This is a genomic window from Marinomonas sp. S3726, from assembly GCF_000967665.1.
Classification (GTDB): domain Bacteria; phylum Pseudomonadota; class Gammaproteobacteria; order Pseudomonadales; family Marinomonadaceae; genus Marinomonas.
In genome coordinates, this window is sequence record NZ_JXYC01000005.1 from 138,341 (window position 1) to 155,748 (window position 17,408).

15 protein-coding genes are annotated in these 17,408 nt (G+C 41.4%); 5 read left to right on the forward strand and 10 right to left on the reverse strand.

Going from position 1 to position 17,408, the window contains the following annotated elements; all coding sequences use genetic code 11:
* Window positions 1–3: 3 nt before the first annotated feature.
* The 3 genes from carB (at window position 4) to TW85_RS25325 (ending at window position 5,056) form a co-directional block, all read left to right on the forward strand.
* The gene (carB, locus tag TW85_RS05255) at window positions 4–3,219 is read left to right on the forward strand and encodes a carbamoyl-phosphate synthase large subunit (protein ID WP_046016033.1); all 3,216 of its coding nucleotides are present in this window, start codon (window positions 4–6) and stop codon (window positions 3,217–3,219) included.
* A complete protein-coding gene (greA, locus tag TW85_RS05260; RefSeq protein WP_046016034.1) occupies window positions 3,219–3,695 on the forward strand; it encodes a transcription elongation factor GreA in 477 nt (158 codons plus the stop codon). The genes carB and greA overlap by 1 nt, the downstream gene beginning before the upstream one ends.
* Window positions 3,696–3,940: 245 nt before the next feature.
* Complete coding sequence (locus TW85_RS25325; RefSeq protein WP_052701889.1) at window positions 3,941–5,056, forward strand: response regulator; 1,116 nt, start codon at window positions 3,941–3,943, stop codon at window positions 5,054–5,056.
* A gap of 98 nt (window positions 5,057–5,154) precedes the next feature.
* Here TW85_RS25325 and TW85_RS05270 read toward each other — a convergent pair whose 3' ends face one another.
* The 10 genes from TW85_RS05270 to dksA form a co-directional block, all read right to left on the reverse strand.
* Complete coding sequence (locus TW85_RS05270; protein WP_046016035.1) at window positions 5,155–6,135, reverse strand: ATP-binding protein; 981 nt, start codon at window positions 6,133–6,135, stop codon at window positions 5,155–5,157.
* On the reverse strand, window positions 6,132–6,671 hold the full coding sequence (locus tag TW85_RS05275; protein ID WP_046016036.1) for a heme NO-binding domain-containing protein: 540 nt from the start codon (window positions 6,669–6,671) through the stop codon (window positions 6,132–6,134). Before TW85_RS05275 ends, TW85_RS05270 begins: the two co-directional genes overlap by 4 nt.
* A 182-nt stretch (window positions 6,672–6,853) precedes the next feature.
* Entirely contained in the window at window positions 6,854–8,500 is a 1,647-nt protein-coding gene (gene pgi, locus TW85_RS05280; RefSeq protein WP_046016037.1) for a glucose-6-phosphate isomerase, read from the reverse strand.
* Between the two features lie 111 nt (window positions 8,501–8,611).
* Entirely contained in the window at window positions 8,612–9,466 is an 855-nt protein-coding gene (gene panC, locus TW85_RS05285) for a pantoate--beta-alanine ligase (RefSeq protein WP_046016038.1), read from the reverse strand.
* A complete protein-coding gene (gene panB / locus TW85_RS05290; RefSeq protein ID WP_046016039.1) occupies window positions 9,466–10,290 on the reverse strand; it encodes a 3-methyl-2-oxobutanoate hydroxymethyltransferase in 825 nt (274 codons plus the stop codon). Before panB ends, panC begins: the two co-directional genes overlap by 1 nt.
* 24 nt (window positions 10,291–10,314) lie before the next feature.
* Window positions 10,315–10,791 (reverse strand): 2-amino-4-hydroxy-6-hydroxymethyldihydropteridine diphosphokinase, encoded by a 477-nt coding sequence (gene folK / locus TW85_RS05295; RefSeq protein WP_046016040.1) that lies wholly within the window; start codon window positions 10,789–10,791, stop codon window positions 10,315–10,317.
* Window positions 10,784–12,217 (reverse strand): polynucleotide adenylyltransferase PcnB, encoded by a 1,434-nt coding sequence (gene pcnB, locus TW85_RS05300; protein ID WP_046016041.1) that lies wholly within the window; start codon window positions 12,215–12,217, stop codon window positions 10,784–10,786. The genes folK and pcnB overlap by 8 nt, the downstream gene beginning before the upstream one ends.
* 499 nt (window positions 12,218–12,716) lie before the next feature.
* On the reverse strand, window positions 12,717–14,129 hold the full coding sequence (locus TW85_RS05310) for a sigma-54 dependent transcriptional regulator (RefSeq protein ID WP_046016043.1): 1,413 nt from the start codon (window positions 14,127–14,129) through the stop codon (window positions 12,717–12,719).
* 67 nt (window positions 14,130–14,196) lie between these two features.
* Window positions 14,197–15,048, reverse strand: coding sequence for a tRNA glutamyl-Q(34) synthetase GluQRS (gluQRS, locus tag TW85_RS05315; protein WP_046016044.1), 852 nt, complete (start codon window positions 15,046–15,048; stop codon window positions 14,197–14,199).
* Window positions 15,049–15,079: 31 nt separating this feature from the next.
* Window positions 15,080–15,520 (reverse strand): RNA polymerase-binding protein DksA, encoded by a 441-nt coding sequence (gene dksA / locus TW85_RS05320; protein ID WP_046016045.1) that lies wholly within the window; start codon window positions 15,518–15,520, stop codon window positions 15,080–15,082.
* Between the two features lie 179 nt (window positions 15,521–15,699).
* On the opposite strand from dksA, the gene TW85_RS05325 reads away from it, so the two are divergent.
* Both TW85_RS05325 and TW85_RS05330 read left to right on the forward strand, forming a co-directional pair.
* Window positions 15,700–16,866, forward strand: coding sequence for an aminotransferase class I/II-fold pyridoxal phosphate-dependent enzyme (locus TW85_RS05325; RefSeq protein ID WP_046016046.1), 1,167 nt, complete (start codon window positions 15,700–15,702; stop codon window positions 16,864–16,866).
* Window positions 16,867–16,978: 112 nt separating this feature from the next.
* A complete protein-coding gene (locus TW85_RS05330; protein WP_046016047.1) occupies window positions 16,979–17,407 on the forward strand; it encodes an RDD family protein in 429 nt (142 codons plus the stop codon).
* Window position 17,408: the final 1 nt, after the last annotated feature.

Sequence of the window (17,408 nt, forward strand, 5' to 3'; positions counted from 1 at the left end):
ATTATGCCAAAACGTACTGATATAAAAAGCGTTTTAATCTTAGGTGCTGGTCCGATCATCATCGGTCAGGCCTGTGAGTTTGACTATTCTGGTGCGCAAGCGTGTAAAGCGCTACGTGAAGAAGGTCTACGCGTTATTCTGGTTAACTCTAACCCAGCAACTATCATGACAGATCCAGCGATGGCTGACTCAACTTATATTGAGCCTATCGAATGGAAAACGGTTGCGAAAATCATTGAAAAAGAACGCCCAGATGCGGTATTGCCTACTATGGGTGGCCAAACAGCATTGAACTGTGCACTTGACCTTGAGCGTCATGGTGTATTGGAAAAGTTCAGCGTGGAAATGATTGGTGCAACGGCTGATGCGATTGATAAAGCGGAAGATAGAAACCGTTTTGACCAAGCAATGAAATCGATTGGCCTTGAGTGTCCTCGTGCGGGTATTGCGCACAATATGGAAGAAGCTCACGGTGTTCAGCGTGAAGTTGGTTTCCCTTGTATTATCCGTCCTTCCTTCACCATGGGTGGTACCGGTGGTGGTATCGCTTATAACATGGAAGAGTTTGAAGAAATCTGTACTCGTGGTTTGGATTTATCTCCAACCAACGAATTGCTAATCGATGAATCTTTGATCGGTTGGAAAGAGTATGAGATGGAAGTGGTACGTGACAAGAAAGACAACTGTATTATTGTTTGTGCCATCGAAAACTTTGATGCCATGGGCGTACACACAGGTGACTCAATCACAGTTGCGCCTGCTCAAACACTGACAGATAAAGAATATCAAATCATGCGTAATGCCTCTTTGGCAGTATTACGTGAGATTGGTGTAGAAACCGGTGGTTCTAACGTTCAATTCGGTATGGACCCTAAAACAGGTCGTCTTGTTGTTATCGAGATGAACCCTCGTGTCTCTCGCTCTTCAGCTCTTGCGTCAAAAGCAACAGGTTTCCCAATTGCAAAAATCGCCGCTAAATTGGCGATTGGCTACACCCTAGATGAATTGCAAAATGACATCACAGGCGGTCGTACTCCAGCGAGTTTCGAACCTGCGATTGACTATGTTGTGACTAAGATTCCTCGTTTTACTTTCGAGAAATTCCCACAAGCGAATGACCGTCTGACGACGCAGATGAAGTCTGTGGGTGAAGTTATGGCAATCGGTCGTACTTTCCAAGAATCTGTACAAAAAGCACTACGCGGCCTTGAAGTTGGTGCGGATGGTTTTAATCCACAGTTAAATTTTGCAGATGAAAACAGTAAAGATAAACTGATTCATGAGCTTAAGTCTCCAGGTGCTGAGCGTATTTGGTACATAGGCGATGCATTCCGTTTAGGTATGTCAGTTGACGAATTGTACGAGCTAACAGGTGTAGATCACTGGTTCCTAGTACAAATTGAAGATCTTATTAAAGAAGAAATGGGCTTAGCGAAAGCGGGTCTAGCGGATCTTGATTATGATTATATTCGTCGTCTGAAACGTAAAGGCTTCTCTGATTCTCGTCTTGCTCAATTAATGGATGTGACAGAAAAGTCTCTACGTGAACGTCGTTACTTGATGAATGTACACCCAGTGTACAAGCGTGTTGATACTTGTGCGGCTGAATTCGCAACAGATACCGCTTACCTTTACTCTACTTATGAAGATGAATGTGAAGCTGAGCCAAGCAATAAAGATAAGGTCGTTATCCTAGGTGGTGGTCCAAACCGTATCGGTCAAGGTATTGAGTTTGATTACTGCTGTGTACACGCTGCGCTAGCATTACGTGATGATGGCTTTGAAACCATCATGGTTAACTGTAACCCTGAGACAGTATCCACTGATTACGACACCTCTGATCGTTTGTACTTTGAGCCAGTAACGCTTGAAGATGTATTAGAAATCGTTCGTAAAGAGAAGCCAAAAGGTGTAATCGTTCAATTCGGTGGCCAAACACCACTTAAAATTGCCCGTGCTTTAGAAGCTGAAGGTGTGCCAATTATTGGTACAACACCAGAAGCGATTGACCGTGCAGAAGACAGAGAACGTTTCCAAAGCATGATTCAGCGTCTAGGCTACAAACAGCCTAACAACGCAACCGTACGTAGTACGGATCAAGCGCTAATCAAAGCAGCTGAAATTGGTTTCCCACTAGTTGTTCGCCCATCTTATGTACTAGGTGGCCGTGCGATGGAGATTGTTTATAACGAGTCAGAATTAACCCGTTATATGACAACAGCGGTTAAAGTCTCTAATGATAGCCCAGTGCTATTAGATCACTTCCTAAATGCGGCGATCGAGATAGACATTGATTGTATCTCTGATGGTAAGCAGGTTGTGATAGGCGGCATTATGCAGCACATCGAACAAGCGGGTGTTCACTCTGGTGATTCGGCTTGTGCCTTGCCTCCACACTCTCTAACACAAGCACAGCAGGACGACATTCGTGAAATGATTGCGAAAATGGCCCTAGAGCTTGGTGTTATTGGTTTGATGAATACTCAGCTAGCGATTCAAGACGGTGAGATTTATGTGATTGAGGTTAACCCTCGTGCATCACGTACTGTACCTTTTGTCTCTAAGTGCATTGGCCGTTCTTTAGCTCAAGTTGCTGCTTTGGTTATGTCTGGTAAGACATTGGCTGAACTTGAATTTACTAAAGAAATTATCCCTTCTTATGTAAGTGTGAAAGAAGCCGTATTCCCATTCAATAAGTTCCAAGGTGTTGATCCAATTCTTGGGCCTGAAATGAAATCTACCGGTGAAGTCATGGGTGTGGGCGATACTTTCGCTGAAGCCTTTGGTAAAGCGGTTCTTGGTGGCGGTACTGTATTGCCAACAGGCGGTACTGCATTTGTCAGTGTGCGTGACATGGATAAGCCTAAACTGGTTTCTGTTGCTCAGCGTCTGATTGAAAACGGCTTCGAACTGGTAGCAACAAGCGGTACAGCGAGCTACTTGACAGAGCAAGGTGTTGAAGTTCGTAAGATCAACAAGGTAAACGAAGGTCGTCCTCATATCGTTGATATGCTGAAAAACGGCGAAATCGATTACATTGTCAATACGACTGAAGGTACTCAAGCAATCGCTGACTCTTCTGTGATCCGACGTACAGCATTACAGCGTAAGGTTTGTTACACTACAACATTAACGGGCGCTGAAGCGACTAGCTATGCGCTGGGCTGGAATGAAGAAACGAAAGTTCGTAGATTACAAGATTTGCACCAGGGGAAATAATGAGAAAAGTACCAATGACGGTAGAAGGCGAAGCACGTTTACGTGAAGAGCTGGGTCACCTTAAATCTGTGGAGCGTCCACGTATCATTAATGATATTGCGATTGCACGTGAACATGGCGACTTGAAAGAGAACGCTGAATACCATGCCGCTCGTGAAGAACAAGGGTTTGCAGAAGGTCGTATTAAAGAGATTGAAGGTAAACTTTCAGACTCTCAAGTGATTGATGTTAAAGCCATTGCACACACTGGCAAGGTTATTTTTGGTAGTACTATTACCTTGTTTAATGTGGACACAGAAGAAACGGTGACTTATCGCATTGTGGGTGATGACGAAGCAGAAGTGAAAGATAAAAAAATCTCTTATGCTTCACCTATTGCCAAGGCTCTCATTGGTAAGCAAGAAGGTGACGAAGTTGCCATCAAGATACCAAGTGGTGAAGTTGTCTACGAAATTGAAAGTGTTGAGCATCTTTAATTAATTAAAGATAAAGCACTTTAAAAACCAGCCTATCTAATAGGCTGGTTTTTTTTTGTATAAAAACTATGTTTTTATGTTTCATTTGATAAGTATTTTTTAAAATACAGCAGAATGGCGTTATTTAATGAGAAGGCGTGACTATACTGTATTTAAATGCAAATTAGACTTGTTGTTATTCGATGTAAGTACTTTTTGAGAGGAGTGCTTGGCAGTTTAAATTAATTAGATGTGATGGCGAATGTATGGATAAAAGTATATTAGTTGTAGATGATGAGCCTCAGATACTCGATGCCTTAAAGCGGGCACTACGAAGACAGAAGTATAATATTCATTTTGCAAATAATGGAGAAGAGGCGTTAGAGATATTAAAGCAGCATGAGGTGGCTTTAATTATGTCTGATTATATGATGCCAGGGCTAAACGGTACTGAGCTATTAACTAAGGCTGCAGATATCCAGCCTAATACAGTTCGAATTATTTTAAGTGGGCATTCAGACTTTCAAACTGTATTGCAGTCTATTCAGCATGGCATTGTTCATAAATTTCTTGCCAAGCCCTGGGTTAATGAAGTGTTAATCGAACAAATTAACAAAGCTTTAGAGCTAGGTGTGTATCCAGGAGAAGAGGGTGATAAGTCGGCAGCATCCTTAGTCAATAAAGAATTAAGTAAAGAGCCAAAAGTAGGTGATTCTGACCAAATCTTTGAAATAGAAATTTCCGAAGATAACGAAATTATAGCAATACCTGACGAGTTGGCTGAATTGTTTGGTTATGATGTTGATGAGTTGATTACAGAGGGCTTATCAACGTTATTTGCAGATCACTCTTACGAAGAGCATCTAGAGTTGATGTTAGGCTTTGATAAAGGGTCTGAGAGTTGGGAGTTGCCAGTTAAAAAGCGAGTTGCTCAAACAAGGGAGCAGCAACTTTTCTCTGTAGAAATTAGTGTTTGTTTTACCGGTGAAAAATTTATTTGCTCAATGAAGTTGGGTGAAGATTTAGTGAAAAGAAAAGGTTTAGATTCAATTTTAAAAAGTATTCATGGTCCCTATCTTTTAATTGATAAAGCAGGAGTTATTAAGCGCTACAACCAAAAGTTGGTTGATCTTTATGGTGACTTTCATTTTCCTGATATGGATACTCCTTTGCAGGATTTTATTGGTTCTTGTATAGAAAACGGAGCTTTTCCTGATGCGTCAGAGGACCAAAATGCTTGGTATGAAGAGTTTAGTCGGTTTAACGATGATGCTAATGAGCATCTTTTGAAAGAAAACTTTTGGGTGAAGATTAAAGCGACCCATGCTCCTAAAGGATCGAAAATCCTGCTTCACTTTGATGTGACTCAGAAGAGGCTCTGACTGATACTGATTGGGTTTGGTTTGCTAAAGTTAGAGGGAGTTTAATTACTTTGACTTTTTTATTATCTTTAATAAAAAAGTCAGTATCCTAATGAGTTTTAAAGTGTTTCATCTGCTTTCTTAAGGGGAAGGGTGATAGTGAATTGTGATCCTTTTCCTTCTTCGCTCTTGATATCTATGTCGCCATTATGGTCTTTTACTATCTTATAGCTGATATAAAGTCCAAGACCTGTACCTTGTCCAACGGTTTTTGTTGTGAAAAAAGGATCAAATATTTTCTGGTAGTTATCTTTTTTAATGCCGTAGCCTGTGTCAGAAATACGGATTAAGATATTATCTGCGCTTTCTTCAGTGCTTATGGTTAATATCTTTGTTTCTGTCTCTTCCATTGCATGAATGGCGTTCTGTAATAGGTTTAAGAAGACTTGGTTAAGCTCTCCCAAATTACACCAAACCAGCTCTTTGCAAGTTAGGTTAAGCTTAATCTCGCAAAGAGAGTTTTTTATCTGATGATTGATTATTTTTAGCGTGCTCTCTAGGCTGGCGTTGATATCAACATTGTCCCAGTCCTCGTCATGGATTCTAGAAAAGTGCTGTAAATTTTGTACGATGTTCGTGACTCTAATAAGCCCATCTTGTGTATCATTGAATAGGTTTTTAAAATCTGAAGAAATATACTCTAAATCTTCTTCATCTATTAGCTTTTTGAGAGCACTCTTTTTATCATTAGAAAGATCTGTGCTTTCTAAAAGTTGCTCAACGGCGCTATATAGACTGAACATGGCTTGCCAATAATCATTCAGCATTTCTAAATTGCTGTTTACAAATGCTAGGGGGTTGTTGATCTCGTGTGCAACACCAGCAGACAAAAGACCGATTGATGCTAATTTTTCATTTTTAACGAGAGCGCTTTGCTGGGTAACTAGCTCAGCATGATTTTTTTTAAGCTCATCATGCGCTTCCGAGAGTTGTTGACTGCTTAGGTATAGCTCACGAGATTTGTCTTCAAGCAACTGCTCGGCAGCAAGACGTGCCATTTTTTCACGGGTGTAGGCTCTTTTATAGGCATCATCACTCATAGGTATTCTATCTCAAGATCGCAGTAATCAGAGCCTTTGTGCATACAGGTTTTGTGCTCTAGGTTAATTTCTTTGCCAAAGTGTACGGCAGCACCTCTTACAAGGCCTTCAGCGAGAGGGCATAGTTTGCGTGGTGAGCGATAGCGCATTGTCATCTTACCTGATTCATGATCGAAGCATTCTATTGTTGGTAGATTAGGGTCGACGTAAAGCTTGCCAACCTCTACGTGAATAATGGAATCAATGCTCTTAAGAAAGCCATCTAGGTCAGTCATATTTTCCATTAAGACCTTGTGTCTATTTACTAGGCCTTCAAACATAAACTCACCAAAGGCTTGGACGACAGTTGCGCTTGGTAGTTCTAGTTTTTTGCAAATAATCTCAACAAATCTAAAAAGGGTTTCGTCTGCATAACTCTGCCCAGCGATAAAAATGCCTTCGTTTTGCTCTGCTTCATCAAGGATATCATTCCAAACTTCCATGCCGTAATTGGTTTCAACCATTTCTTCGAGGATATTAAAAACAACGCCTTTCATATGCTTTTCCTTTTTCTTATAAAGATAGAGTTAAAGCTTACTTTTGTAATATTGAAAATTGTGAAAATTTGTATTGGTTGATTTATATGGAAGTGAAAGGGGTTGTATTAACTTTGAGGGCGCATTTGAAGGATAGATGGTGAGCGAGAAGGGCTAAGTTAGTGCTCCCTCTCGCTATAGTTTTATAGCTTTCCTAGTTTAAACGCTGCTATTAAGGCTTGAGTTGAGCTGTCTAGAGTGTCGTTAGCTTGATCAGAAGCAAGACGATTATAGATATCTGTGCCTAGCACTTTACCTAGTTCTACACCCCATTGGTCGAAAGAGTTGATTCCCCAAATAGTGCCTTGAACAAAGGTTTTTTGTTCATACAGAGCAATCAAAGCGCCGACTGTTTTTGGCGTCATTTTTTCGGTTAATAGCGTATTGCTTGGACGATTACCTTTAATCACTTTATGTGGTGCTATCTTGGCAATGTCTGCTTCACTGCATCCGGCATCTTTTAGCTCCTGCTCAGCTTGTGCCAAACTTTTACCCAGCATAAGTGCTTGAGATTGACTTAAGCAATTAGCAAACAGTTGAGCATGGTGGTCTGCAACAGGGTTATGGCTTGTTAGCGGTGCAATAAAATCAACGGGAATAAGGCGAGTGCCTTGGTGTAATAGCTGATGATAAGCGTGCTGGCCGTTTGTTCCTGCGCCACCCCAAATGATAGGGCCAGTATTGATATCGACCTTGTCACCATTTAAGAAGTTAGCTTTACCATTACTTTCCATATCCAGTTGTTGAATATGAGCTGGTAGAGCTCTCAAATAGTGGTCATATGGAATTAGAGCATGGGATTGTGCATCATAGAAGTTGCTATACCAAACGCCTAATAAGCCCATGATAACAGGAAGGTTTTGCTCGTATGGGGCACTTTGGAAGTGCTCATCCATATCATGCGCGCCTTCAAGTAATTGCTCAAAGTTATCCATGCCTACAGCGATAGCAATGGGTAAACCAATCGCAGACCAGAGTGAGTAACGACCGCCAACCCAATCCCACATAGGAAAGATGTTTTCTTTTGCGATACCAAAGGCAACGGCTTTTTCAACATTGGAACTAACGGCTGCAAAGTGACGGTGCACCTCTGATTCTGGACCACCGTTTTCTAGGAACCATGCTCTCGCCGCGTTCGCATTATATAGGGTTTCCAAAGTACCGAAGGATTTTGATGAGATCAAAAACAAGGTGGTTTCAGGATTTAGCTTAGCTAATTTTCCTGAAATATCTGAACCATCGATATTGGCAACAAAGTGAACTTTAAGGCCTGTATTTGCATAAGGGGTTAATGCTTCAGTAACCACTTTAGGGCCAAGGTAAGAACCACCAATACCAATAGAAACAACATCGGTAATGGCTTTGTCGCTAAAACCACGCCATTGCTTAGAAGTTAGTTGGGCAACAAAATCTTTCATTTGAGCCAAGGTAGCACGCACTTCATCAAGTACATTACTGCCATTTACCATTAGGCTGGTTTGTTTATGGCTTGCACGTAAGGCAGTATGAAGAACCGAACGGTTTTCTGTGTTGTTGATTTCAGCACCGCTAAAAAGTGCATCAGTTGCTTCTTTTAGACCGGCTTCTTCAGCTAGTTTGGTTAGTAATGAAAGCGTTTCCTGGGTGGCTCTGTTTTTAGAAAAGTCCAAGGTCCAGCCTGCGCCTGTGGCACAAAATTCTTTTGCTCTATTTGGATTCTCTTGAAACAAGTTTGACATATTGAGCTCTGTCAAAGTGTCGTGATGACTTGTAAGTGCTTGCCATGCTGGCAAACGAACCGGTGACCCCATGCTAATCTCCTACTTTATAAGTGGATAAGCTATACCCAGTTATCAAGTCACATTTTAATTTTAATTTTGAAAACCATATCAAGATTAAATGTTAACTAGATGACAAAGGTATTAGTTATCTAAGTCGATTTGAATATTGTCGATCAAACGAGCACTACCTAGATAGGCAGCGACTAAAATGACCAACTTGCTTTCTTCCTCTGAGGGTGTCAATAAGTTAGCTCGTGAGCGGACTTCAAAGTAATCGCGTTTGAATCCTGCTGCCTCGAGCTTTTGCTGTGCTTGTTCACGAATATCTTCGATGGATATTTTCTTTTGCTTGATGGCATCGGCTGCCCACAAAGCGGTTTGATACAAGACAGGTGCAATACGTCTTTCTTCTGTGGAAAGGTAGCCATTGCGAGAGCTCAATGCGAGACCATCATCGGCGCGAGCAATGTCTTCGCCTATGATGCGTACACTTGAGCTTAAATCACGTGTCATATTCTCTATGACCATGAGTTGTTGAAAATCTTTTGTGCCAAAAATGGCGCAGTCAGGGTGAACCATATTGAATAATTTGGTGACAACGGTCGCTACACCCACAAAGTGGCCTGGACGACTCGCGCCACATAAAATATCGGAAATTCCTGAGACTTCTATTTGAGTTTGGCTGCGACGACCATCTGGGTACATTTCTAGTGCATCGGGTGCGAATAGAAAGTCACAGCCATTTGCTTCTAATAATGTTTGGTCTTCTTTTAAGGTTTTTGGATACCTTTCTAAATCTTCGTTAGCAGAAAACTGCATAGGGTTAACAAAGATAGAAGACACCACCACATCTGCTTCTTTAGTCGCACGGCGAATTAGGCTCATATGGCCGTCATGCAAATTCCCCATAGTAGGGACAAAGGCAATTTTTTTATCGGCTAATCTAATACTTTTTAATGCGATTCTAAGTTCGGCAACTGTGTGTATGGTTTTCATTATTCGAAACTATGCTCTTGGGCTGGGAAAGTTTGGTCTTTAACTTCATCTACATAGGCTTCAAAAGCCATTTGAATAGAGCGTTCACCAATTAAAAAGTTTTTAACAAAACGAGGACGACGACCTAGGTTAATACCTAGCATGTCATGTAGAACAAGTACTTGTCCGTCTGTATGTGGGCCTGCACCTATGCCAATGGTTGGCACATTTACTGACTCAGTAATGTCTTTTGCAAGATCAGTCGGGATGCACTCATATAGTAAGATATCAGCACCAGCTTCTACCAATTCGATAGACTCTTGTTTGATAATTTGGGCTGCGCTATCGCCACGACCTTGTACCTTGTAACCACCAAATTTATGCACAGACTGAGGTGTTAAACCTAGGTGAGCACAAACCGGAATACCGCGCTGGGAAAGTAAGCGAACTGTGTCACATAACCAGCTACCACCTTCTAATTTCACCATGCTAGCACCGGCTTGCATCAAGCGTGCTGCATTATCAAGCGCTTGTTCTGGCTTACTGTAGCTCATGAAAGGCATGTCGCTAAGAATGAAGGCATTTGTATTACCGCGTTTTACTGCTGCTATGTGGTAACACATATCATCCATAGAAACGGGTAGAGTGCTATCTTGACCTTGGATAACCATGCCAAGAGAGTCGCCAACTAAAATTGTTTCTATACCAGCTTCATTCATCACGTGGGTAAACGTGGCATCATAGGATGTTAGACAAGTGAACTTCTCACCGCTTTGTTTCATCTCTTGTAAACGGCTCAGGGTAACTGGGCGCGACAATGATTTTTTCGAGGTATCAGAATACATAAGTGCTCTTCCTAAATAACATTTTTATAGCGGGATAAGGTCAGAAGTATCTAAACTAGAAAGCTGTTCTGTCACAGTACAGCCGTTATCTAATAGCATTTCTGGCGCTAAATCTGCCATAGGTTTAATGACGAATCCGCGCTCAAGCATGAAAGGATGAGGCACGGTTAGTCTATCCATGTCTATTTTATCGTTATTGTATTTTAATAAGTCCAGATCAAGAGTTCTAGGGCCCCAGTGGCGCTCTCGCACCCTGTGTTGACTGTTCTCAATTGCTTGTAAAGCATCAAGCAAAGGGATAGGCGCTAATGAAGTTGTAATGATGGCAACGGCATTAACGTAATCGGGTTGATCTTGAGGGCCAACAGGCTTACTAGAGTAAAACTTTGAGAGTTCTACATTAGTGATTTCTGCATGTTGCTTTAACTGAGTGATGGCTTGTTGAAGCTGCTCCATGGGGGTATTTAGGTTACTACCCAAACCAATAAAAGCCTCATTCATTATCAATTTCCTTCCTCGGCTTAGCATTATCCGTTTTGCTTTTTGAGCGACGTTTAGGGCGACGCCTTCTGGGGCCTTTGTCGTCAGATTTTTTTGTGTCAGCTAGTGTGATGAGCTCACGACGTTGCTTTTCACTTGCATCTTGGAATGCTTGCCACCACTCACCTAGGTTACCACTTTCGTAACCGCTTTCTTCTCGAATCAATAAAAAGTCAAATGCGGCTCTAAAACGGGCATGTTGCTCTAAAATATAAGCTCGTTTGCCAAAGCGTTTAGGTAAACGGTACTGTAAATCCCAAATCTCACGCATAGGTGTAGAAAAACGGCGAGGGATTGAAGTTGCTGTCACCTGATTATCTAAGACTAAAGAAGCGGCTTGGTGTAAGGCTGGTGTTGCTGGTAAGCCCTGTGCCATAAACTCTTCGTGACGAAAGAGTACTTTTGGCCAAAGTAAAAAGGCATATAAAAAATAAGGTGCGGTGGTTTTTCCTTCGGCAATTCGTTTGTCTGTATTGATTAGACCCTGCAGAATAAACTTTTCTGGATCGATATCATTTCTATGCCACTTGCTAACAAGCAACTCATCTGTCTCTGGGAAAAGATAACGAAATAAACCATATTCACGTAATAGCTTATATGTTGTGACACCATTGCCACTGCCAAGTAACTTAAGTACTTCTTCAAATAAACGGGCAGGTGGAATGTGGTCGAGTAGGTGAGCCATTTCTTTAATTGGAGCGGCTGTTTCTGCTTCAATTTCAAAACCAAGCTTTGCCGCAAAGCGAATTGCTCTGAGCATGCGTACTGGATCTTCTTGGTATCTTAATCTTGCATCACCAATGATACGTACCTGTTGAGCGGCAATATCTTCTAAACCACCACAATAGTCGTGGATACTAAAGTCACTGATATCGTAGTACAGGGCATTAAAGGTGAAGTCACGACGCTCAGCATCTTGTTCTATATCACCAAAGATATTGTCTCTTAAAATCATGCCATGAGCTGAACGAGCAGAATCGTTCTGTTTGTCATTCGTGTTGGCTTTTTGATCTTGGCTTGCTGTTGCTCTAAAGGTCGATACTTCAATTATTTCGCGGCCAAAGGTGACGTGAACAAGTCGGAAGCGGCGGCCAATAAGGCGTGAATTCGAGAATAAAGCATGTACTTCTTCAGGTGTCGCATTCGTGACAACATCGAAATCTTTTGGTGTTAAATCAATAAGGTGGTCTCGAATACAGCCGCCAACCAAAAATGCATCAAAGCCAGCTTTATTCAGACGATAAAGTACTTTTACCGCATTTGGGCTTAGGTTCTTTCGTGACAGAGTATGATCTGAACGAGCTATGATTAAAGGATATTCTTGCGCGTTTTTGGGGGTGAAAAGGTCAGTTGCCTTTCGAACCAGAGACTTAAAACTTGTCAGCATTAGAGTACAAATTATTCAATTAAAGAAAGTGAGTATTCTACACGGGAAAACGAATTTATTACACAGGCTTGCTAGAGGGGATTTGTTAAAACAAAATAATTGCTTTGGATACATGAAGATATTAATTCCGAAAACAAAGTTGGTGCTGCTGCTGCAGTTCTACTCAAGTTTTATTTTTATTTTTGCAATGTTTTCATTGCCCGAAGGCTTGCATATCAAAAAAAATCAATTATCCAAAGCAATTTTTCTTTCCCTGACCTCAGATTTTATTTTTATTTTGAGAGGTCAGAGTGTTCCAAGATTTTATTTTTATTTTAGGAACCTACACTCGATGATTAACTTATTATTATGGGTCAATCTTATTATCGTTGTGATCACTATAAGGCATTTGTTGTGCCAATTTTTGTATCTTGTTGAAAAGTAACGTTTTTTATTTTTAAAGGGCAAAAAAGTGATTTTTTAAAGATTTTTTCGTGTTCCTTTAAGTATCAATTGTTACTTAAGGTGTTACTTTTCGTTGTATTCCAAGTTTTTGTCTTCTTTCCCATAAACTTTTTCTAGAAATACCCAAACTTAATGCTAGTTGAGTTTCTGTCATTTTGCCTTGATTGTGGCTTACAAAACTTTTTAAGTAGTCGTCAAGGCTGGTTCCTTGCAGTGAAAACTGAGTTTCAGGGTTGGTGTTTACTATTTTTTCTGTGGGTGTTTGGTTGTTAGGTAGTAATGGGTTTGCCTGACTTTTATAAAGCTTTAGAGCGTCTGGGTCGAGAAAGTCGTCACTTAGAATAACCGCCCTTTCAATGGCGTTTTCTAATTCCCTAACATTACCAGGCCAATTGTGAGCAATGATGGCTTGATCAAACTCTTTTGTGTAAGCAAATTCGGTTTTATTATGTCTTTGGCACACTTTAGTGATGAGTGATTGGCAAATTAAGCTGATATCGCGTCCTCTGTCCCTTAAAGGAGGAAGGAGAACTTCCATGACATATAAACGATAATATAAATCTTCCCTGAAAAGGCCATCAGCAACCATCTGCCTTAGATCCCTGTGGGTCGCGGTGACTAGCCTGATATCGACTTTAGAAGATTGGGTCGCACCGACTCGTCTAATTTCACCTTCTTGAAGCACACGTAAAAGCCTAGCTTGAGCTTCTATAGGTAGTTCGCCTATTTCATCAAGGAAGAGTGTGCCATTGTCAGCGGCGGCAATGAGGCCGTCACGTGTTGAGGCTGCACCAGTAAATGCGCCCTTTTCATGACCAAAGAGTTCTGACTCTATCAAACTCTCTGGGATAGCGGCACAGTTAACGCTGATCATATCTTCACTGCTACGCTCACTTAGGTCATGAATCGCTTGTGCTACCAGTTCTTTACCTGTGCCTGACTCTCCACGCACTAATACAGTTACATCTGTACAGGCTATCTTCTCTAGATCTTTAAATAGCTGCTTCATAGGTGGGCTATTACCGATAAGGCGTCTAAACGGAGCTGTCTGGGGCTTGCCTGTGTGCTTTTTAGTTTTGGTGTTAGTAGAGGTGCTAATCGCTAAGTGATTTGCTTGCACTTGCTTATTAATGGTTGTGAGTGTTTTTTCTAATAAGGTTTCAGGGTCAGTCGGTAAAGGGAGGTAATATTTTATACCTGCTGCCATGAGGCTTACCGCTTTGTTCAAACTAGGTTTGTCATCAAGTACTATGATTGGGCAAGGAGTAAGGCCATTGGCTTCTTGTTCGTACTCAGGGCCCAAACAGTCTTGAATGATAAAGGCCGCATCAAAGCTAGATACCTGATAATAATTTTTGGCTTGTTCAATCGAGCTAGCTTCAGAAATGAGAAAATCAATCTGCTGTAACCAACTGGCTATGTCGTTGAAATAGGGCGTATTATCATGAATGAACAGGATGTGTTTCATTGGGTATCACCATTAACTACTGATGTCACCATTATACACACAGGGTTTATGTGGGCTAGCACCCTATTTATGTTTGTGTCTGGACTTGATAAACCTGTCTTAGTGACCAATGTTTAATCGCGAAATGCATGGCGTCAGTTAGGTTATTTGTGTAAGGGATCGGTTGATTCAGATGTTTAAGTGCTAACTTAAATGTATCGATATCTGCTTTTTTAATGGCTGGAGCATGGTTTTGTTTGCTGAGCTTTAATGAATGTTCGTTTTTAACTAAAGGGATATGGCAATACTCAGGAAGAGGCCAACCAAAGGTTTGTAATAAATCTATCTGGGCAGCCGTTGTTTCCAGTAGGTCTGTTCCTCTCACTATCTGATTAACCCCTTGAATATGGTCATCAATGACAGCGGCGAGCAAATAGGCGTAATCAAGGTCTTTGCGTCTGATAATGCTATGACCAATTTGCGCAAGAGGGTTTTGAATTTGCTGACCCATTAGGCGATCAAAAAAGGATATGTCATCTGAACTTGATAGAAAGCGCCAGGAGTGTGCTTGTTCTGTGTTCGAATCACAAACTTGAGTGTGTTTACCTTGGGTTTGTTTTAAAGCTTGCCGAGTGCATTGGCAGGGAAAGGCCTTATTGCTCTTGATCAGCTGAGAAAGGTGCTTTTGATAAATGTCCGTTTGCTGGCTTTGATATATGACGGTTTCATCACTACTCATATGGTAGCTAGAAAGGGTATCTATGATGTCTTGACTGTGAATGGGTTTGCAGCGTTGGCTGTCGACATCTTCGATACGTAAAAGCCATTTGCCGCCATTGTGCTTGGCGTCAAGGTAACTGGCTAACGCACTAACAAGTGAGCCAAGATGCAGTGGGCCGGATGGTGAAGGTGCAAACCGGCCTACATACGAAGAGTGCATAATCAAATATAGAGCTAGTAGCTAGAAGAAATTAGCTACCAGTCTGTTTTTCTTTGATCTCAGCTAACGTTTTGCAGTCGATGCAAAGGGTCGCTGTTGGTCTTGCTTCTAGGCGTCGTATGCCTATTTCGATGCCACAGTGATTACAGAAACCGTAGTCATCTTCATCAATTAGCTCGATAGTCTGATTGATTTTTTTCACTAGCTTACGTTCGCGATCGCGAGTACGTAGCTCAAGACTAAACTCTTCTTCTTGGCTGGCTCTATCATTAGGGTCAGCGTAGTTAACCGCTTCTTCTTTTAGATGGCTAACAGTACGATCCACTTCTTCCATTAGATTTTGCTTCCAGTTAAGCAAAATATTTCTAAAATGGTCTAACTGTTGCTCGTTCATGTACTCTTCACCTTCCTTCGCTTCGTAAGGGGTGAAGTCTTTCATTAACGACTCAGAACTCATATCTGGCATATGCAGCGCCTCACTTCGCAGGTAATCCGTGTGGTAACCTGTACATATATTTTTTGGGTGGTGTTTATTGCGGCCGGAAACTTACCAAATTATTTGTCATGAAACCACTTATTTAATGGCTTTTTTAGTAAGTGAATGCAATAAAGCAACCAGTTAAGTTTATTAATTATGTTAAGAGAGTATAGATGAGTCAATTGGCGAACCGTGTTGAACAAATTTCTCCCTTTCAAGTCATGGCTATATTGGGACGTGCAAAAGAAATTCAAGCCCAAGGTGTTGATGTAATTCATTTAGAGGTGGGAGAGCCTGATTTTGTGGCGTCTGAGGCGGTAAAGAAGGCCGGTGTAGATGCGATTGAGCAAGGCTTAACGGGTTATACCTCGGCGACAGGTTTACCTCAATTAAAACAAAAAATTGCTCAGCATTACCTGAATAAATATCAAGTTGAGCTTGATCCTAACCGCATTATTGTTACCCCAGGTGCATCAGGAGCCTTACAACTACTAGCAAGTTTAATGGTTGATGCGGGTAAGAACGTGCTTATGCCTGACCCTTGTTATCCTTGTAATCGACATTTTTTGATTCAGGTCGGGGCGAAGGCAAACTTGATAGCAACCCAGCCTAAGCAAAATTTTGAAATTCCCATTGAAGATATTAAAAGTCATTGGAATGACCAAAGTGCGGGTCTTTGGCTAGCGTCACCTGCTAATCCTACGGGTGCAGTCCTTTCTAAAGAGTATTTACAAGCGGCGCTTGATGAAGTCAATCAATTAGGTGGTCATCTAATGGTGGATGAGATTTACCAAGGTTTGGTATATCAAGGAGAAGACTTTACTGCACTTTCCTTATCTGATGATATTTTTGTCATTAATAGCTTTTCAAAATACTTTGCCATGACAGGCTGGCGCTTGGGTTGGGTTGTCGTACCTGAGTGGGCGATTGAAGGCGCAACTAAATTGGCACAGAACTTTTTTATTTCAGCGCCTTCTGTTTCTCAATATGCCGCATTAGATGCTTTTTCTGATACATCTATGCAAGAGTTTGAAAGGCGTCGAGGTGAGCTAGATTTAAGGCGACAACTCTTGCTAGCAGGCTTAAGTGACATGGGATTGACGCCAGCTGTGCCTGCACAAGGGGCTTTTTATATTTATGTGGATGTATCTTCAATTACAGATAATGCGATGGGTTGGTGTCTTGCTTTATTAGAAGCAGAAGGTGTTGCTCTGACGCCGGGTGCTGACTTTGGTGTTGAAGAAGCTCATAAATACGTACGTTTTGCCTATACCTGTGACTTAGATCGACTGAAAGAGGCTTTGACTAGAATTAAGCGCTTCATGTCTCTTGGGTCATAATCAGGGTTAAATTTGAGTGAATAGAAGAAAATAGCTTGAATGCTGTGATGGGGAGCGGGCATTATTGCCCCTCTCTCAACTTGAGCTAATTTAAATTAGGAAAAATGAGTTAATGAATCAGGTGCAAGTGGTTTTGTGGCGTCGTCTGGCAGCAGCTGTTTACGATAGTATTATTTTATTGGCACTGTATTTTGTAGCAACCCTTGCTGCTGTCATGCTAAACGATGGTGAGGCAGTGGACGGTACTCTCTTTTTCTGGGTGCTACTCTTTATTAGTTGGGCGTTTTTTGTGAAATTCTGGTGTGCCCCAGGACAAACCTTGGGGATGCAAGTTTGGAAGGTAAAAGTCGTCAATGAAAGAGGCGGCCCTTTAACGGTTAAGCAAGCCAGTGCTCGTATGGTGTTCGCTATTTTATCTTGGGCTGTATTTGGCTTGGGTTTTTTGTGGTCACTGTTTGATAAAGAAGGCCTGACTTGGCACGATAAATTAAGCCAGAGTCGACTTGTCTTTATTGATCATAAAAAACAGCAGAAATCCTAAT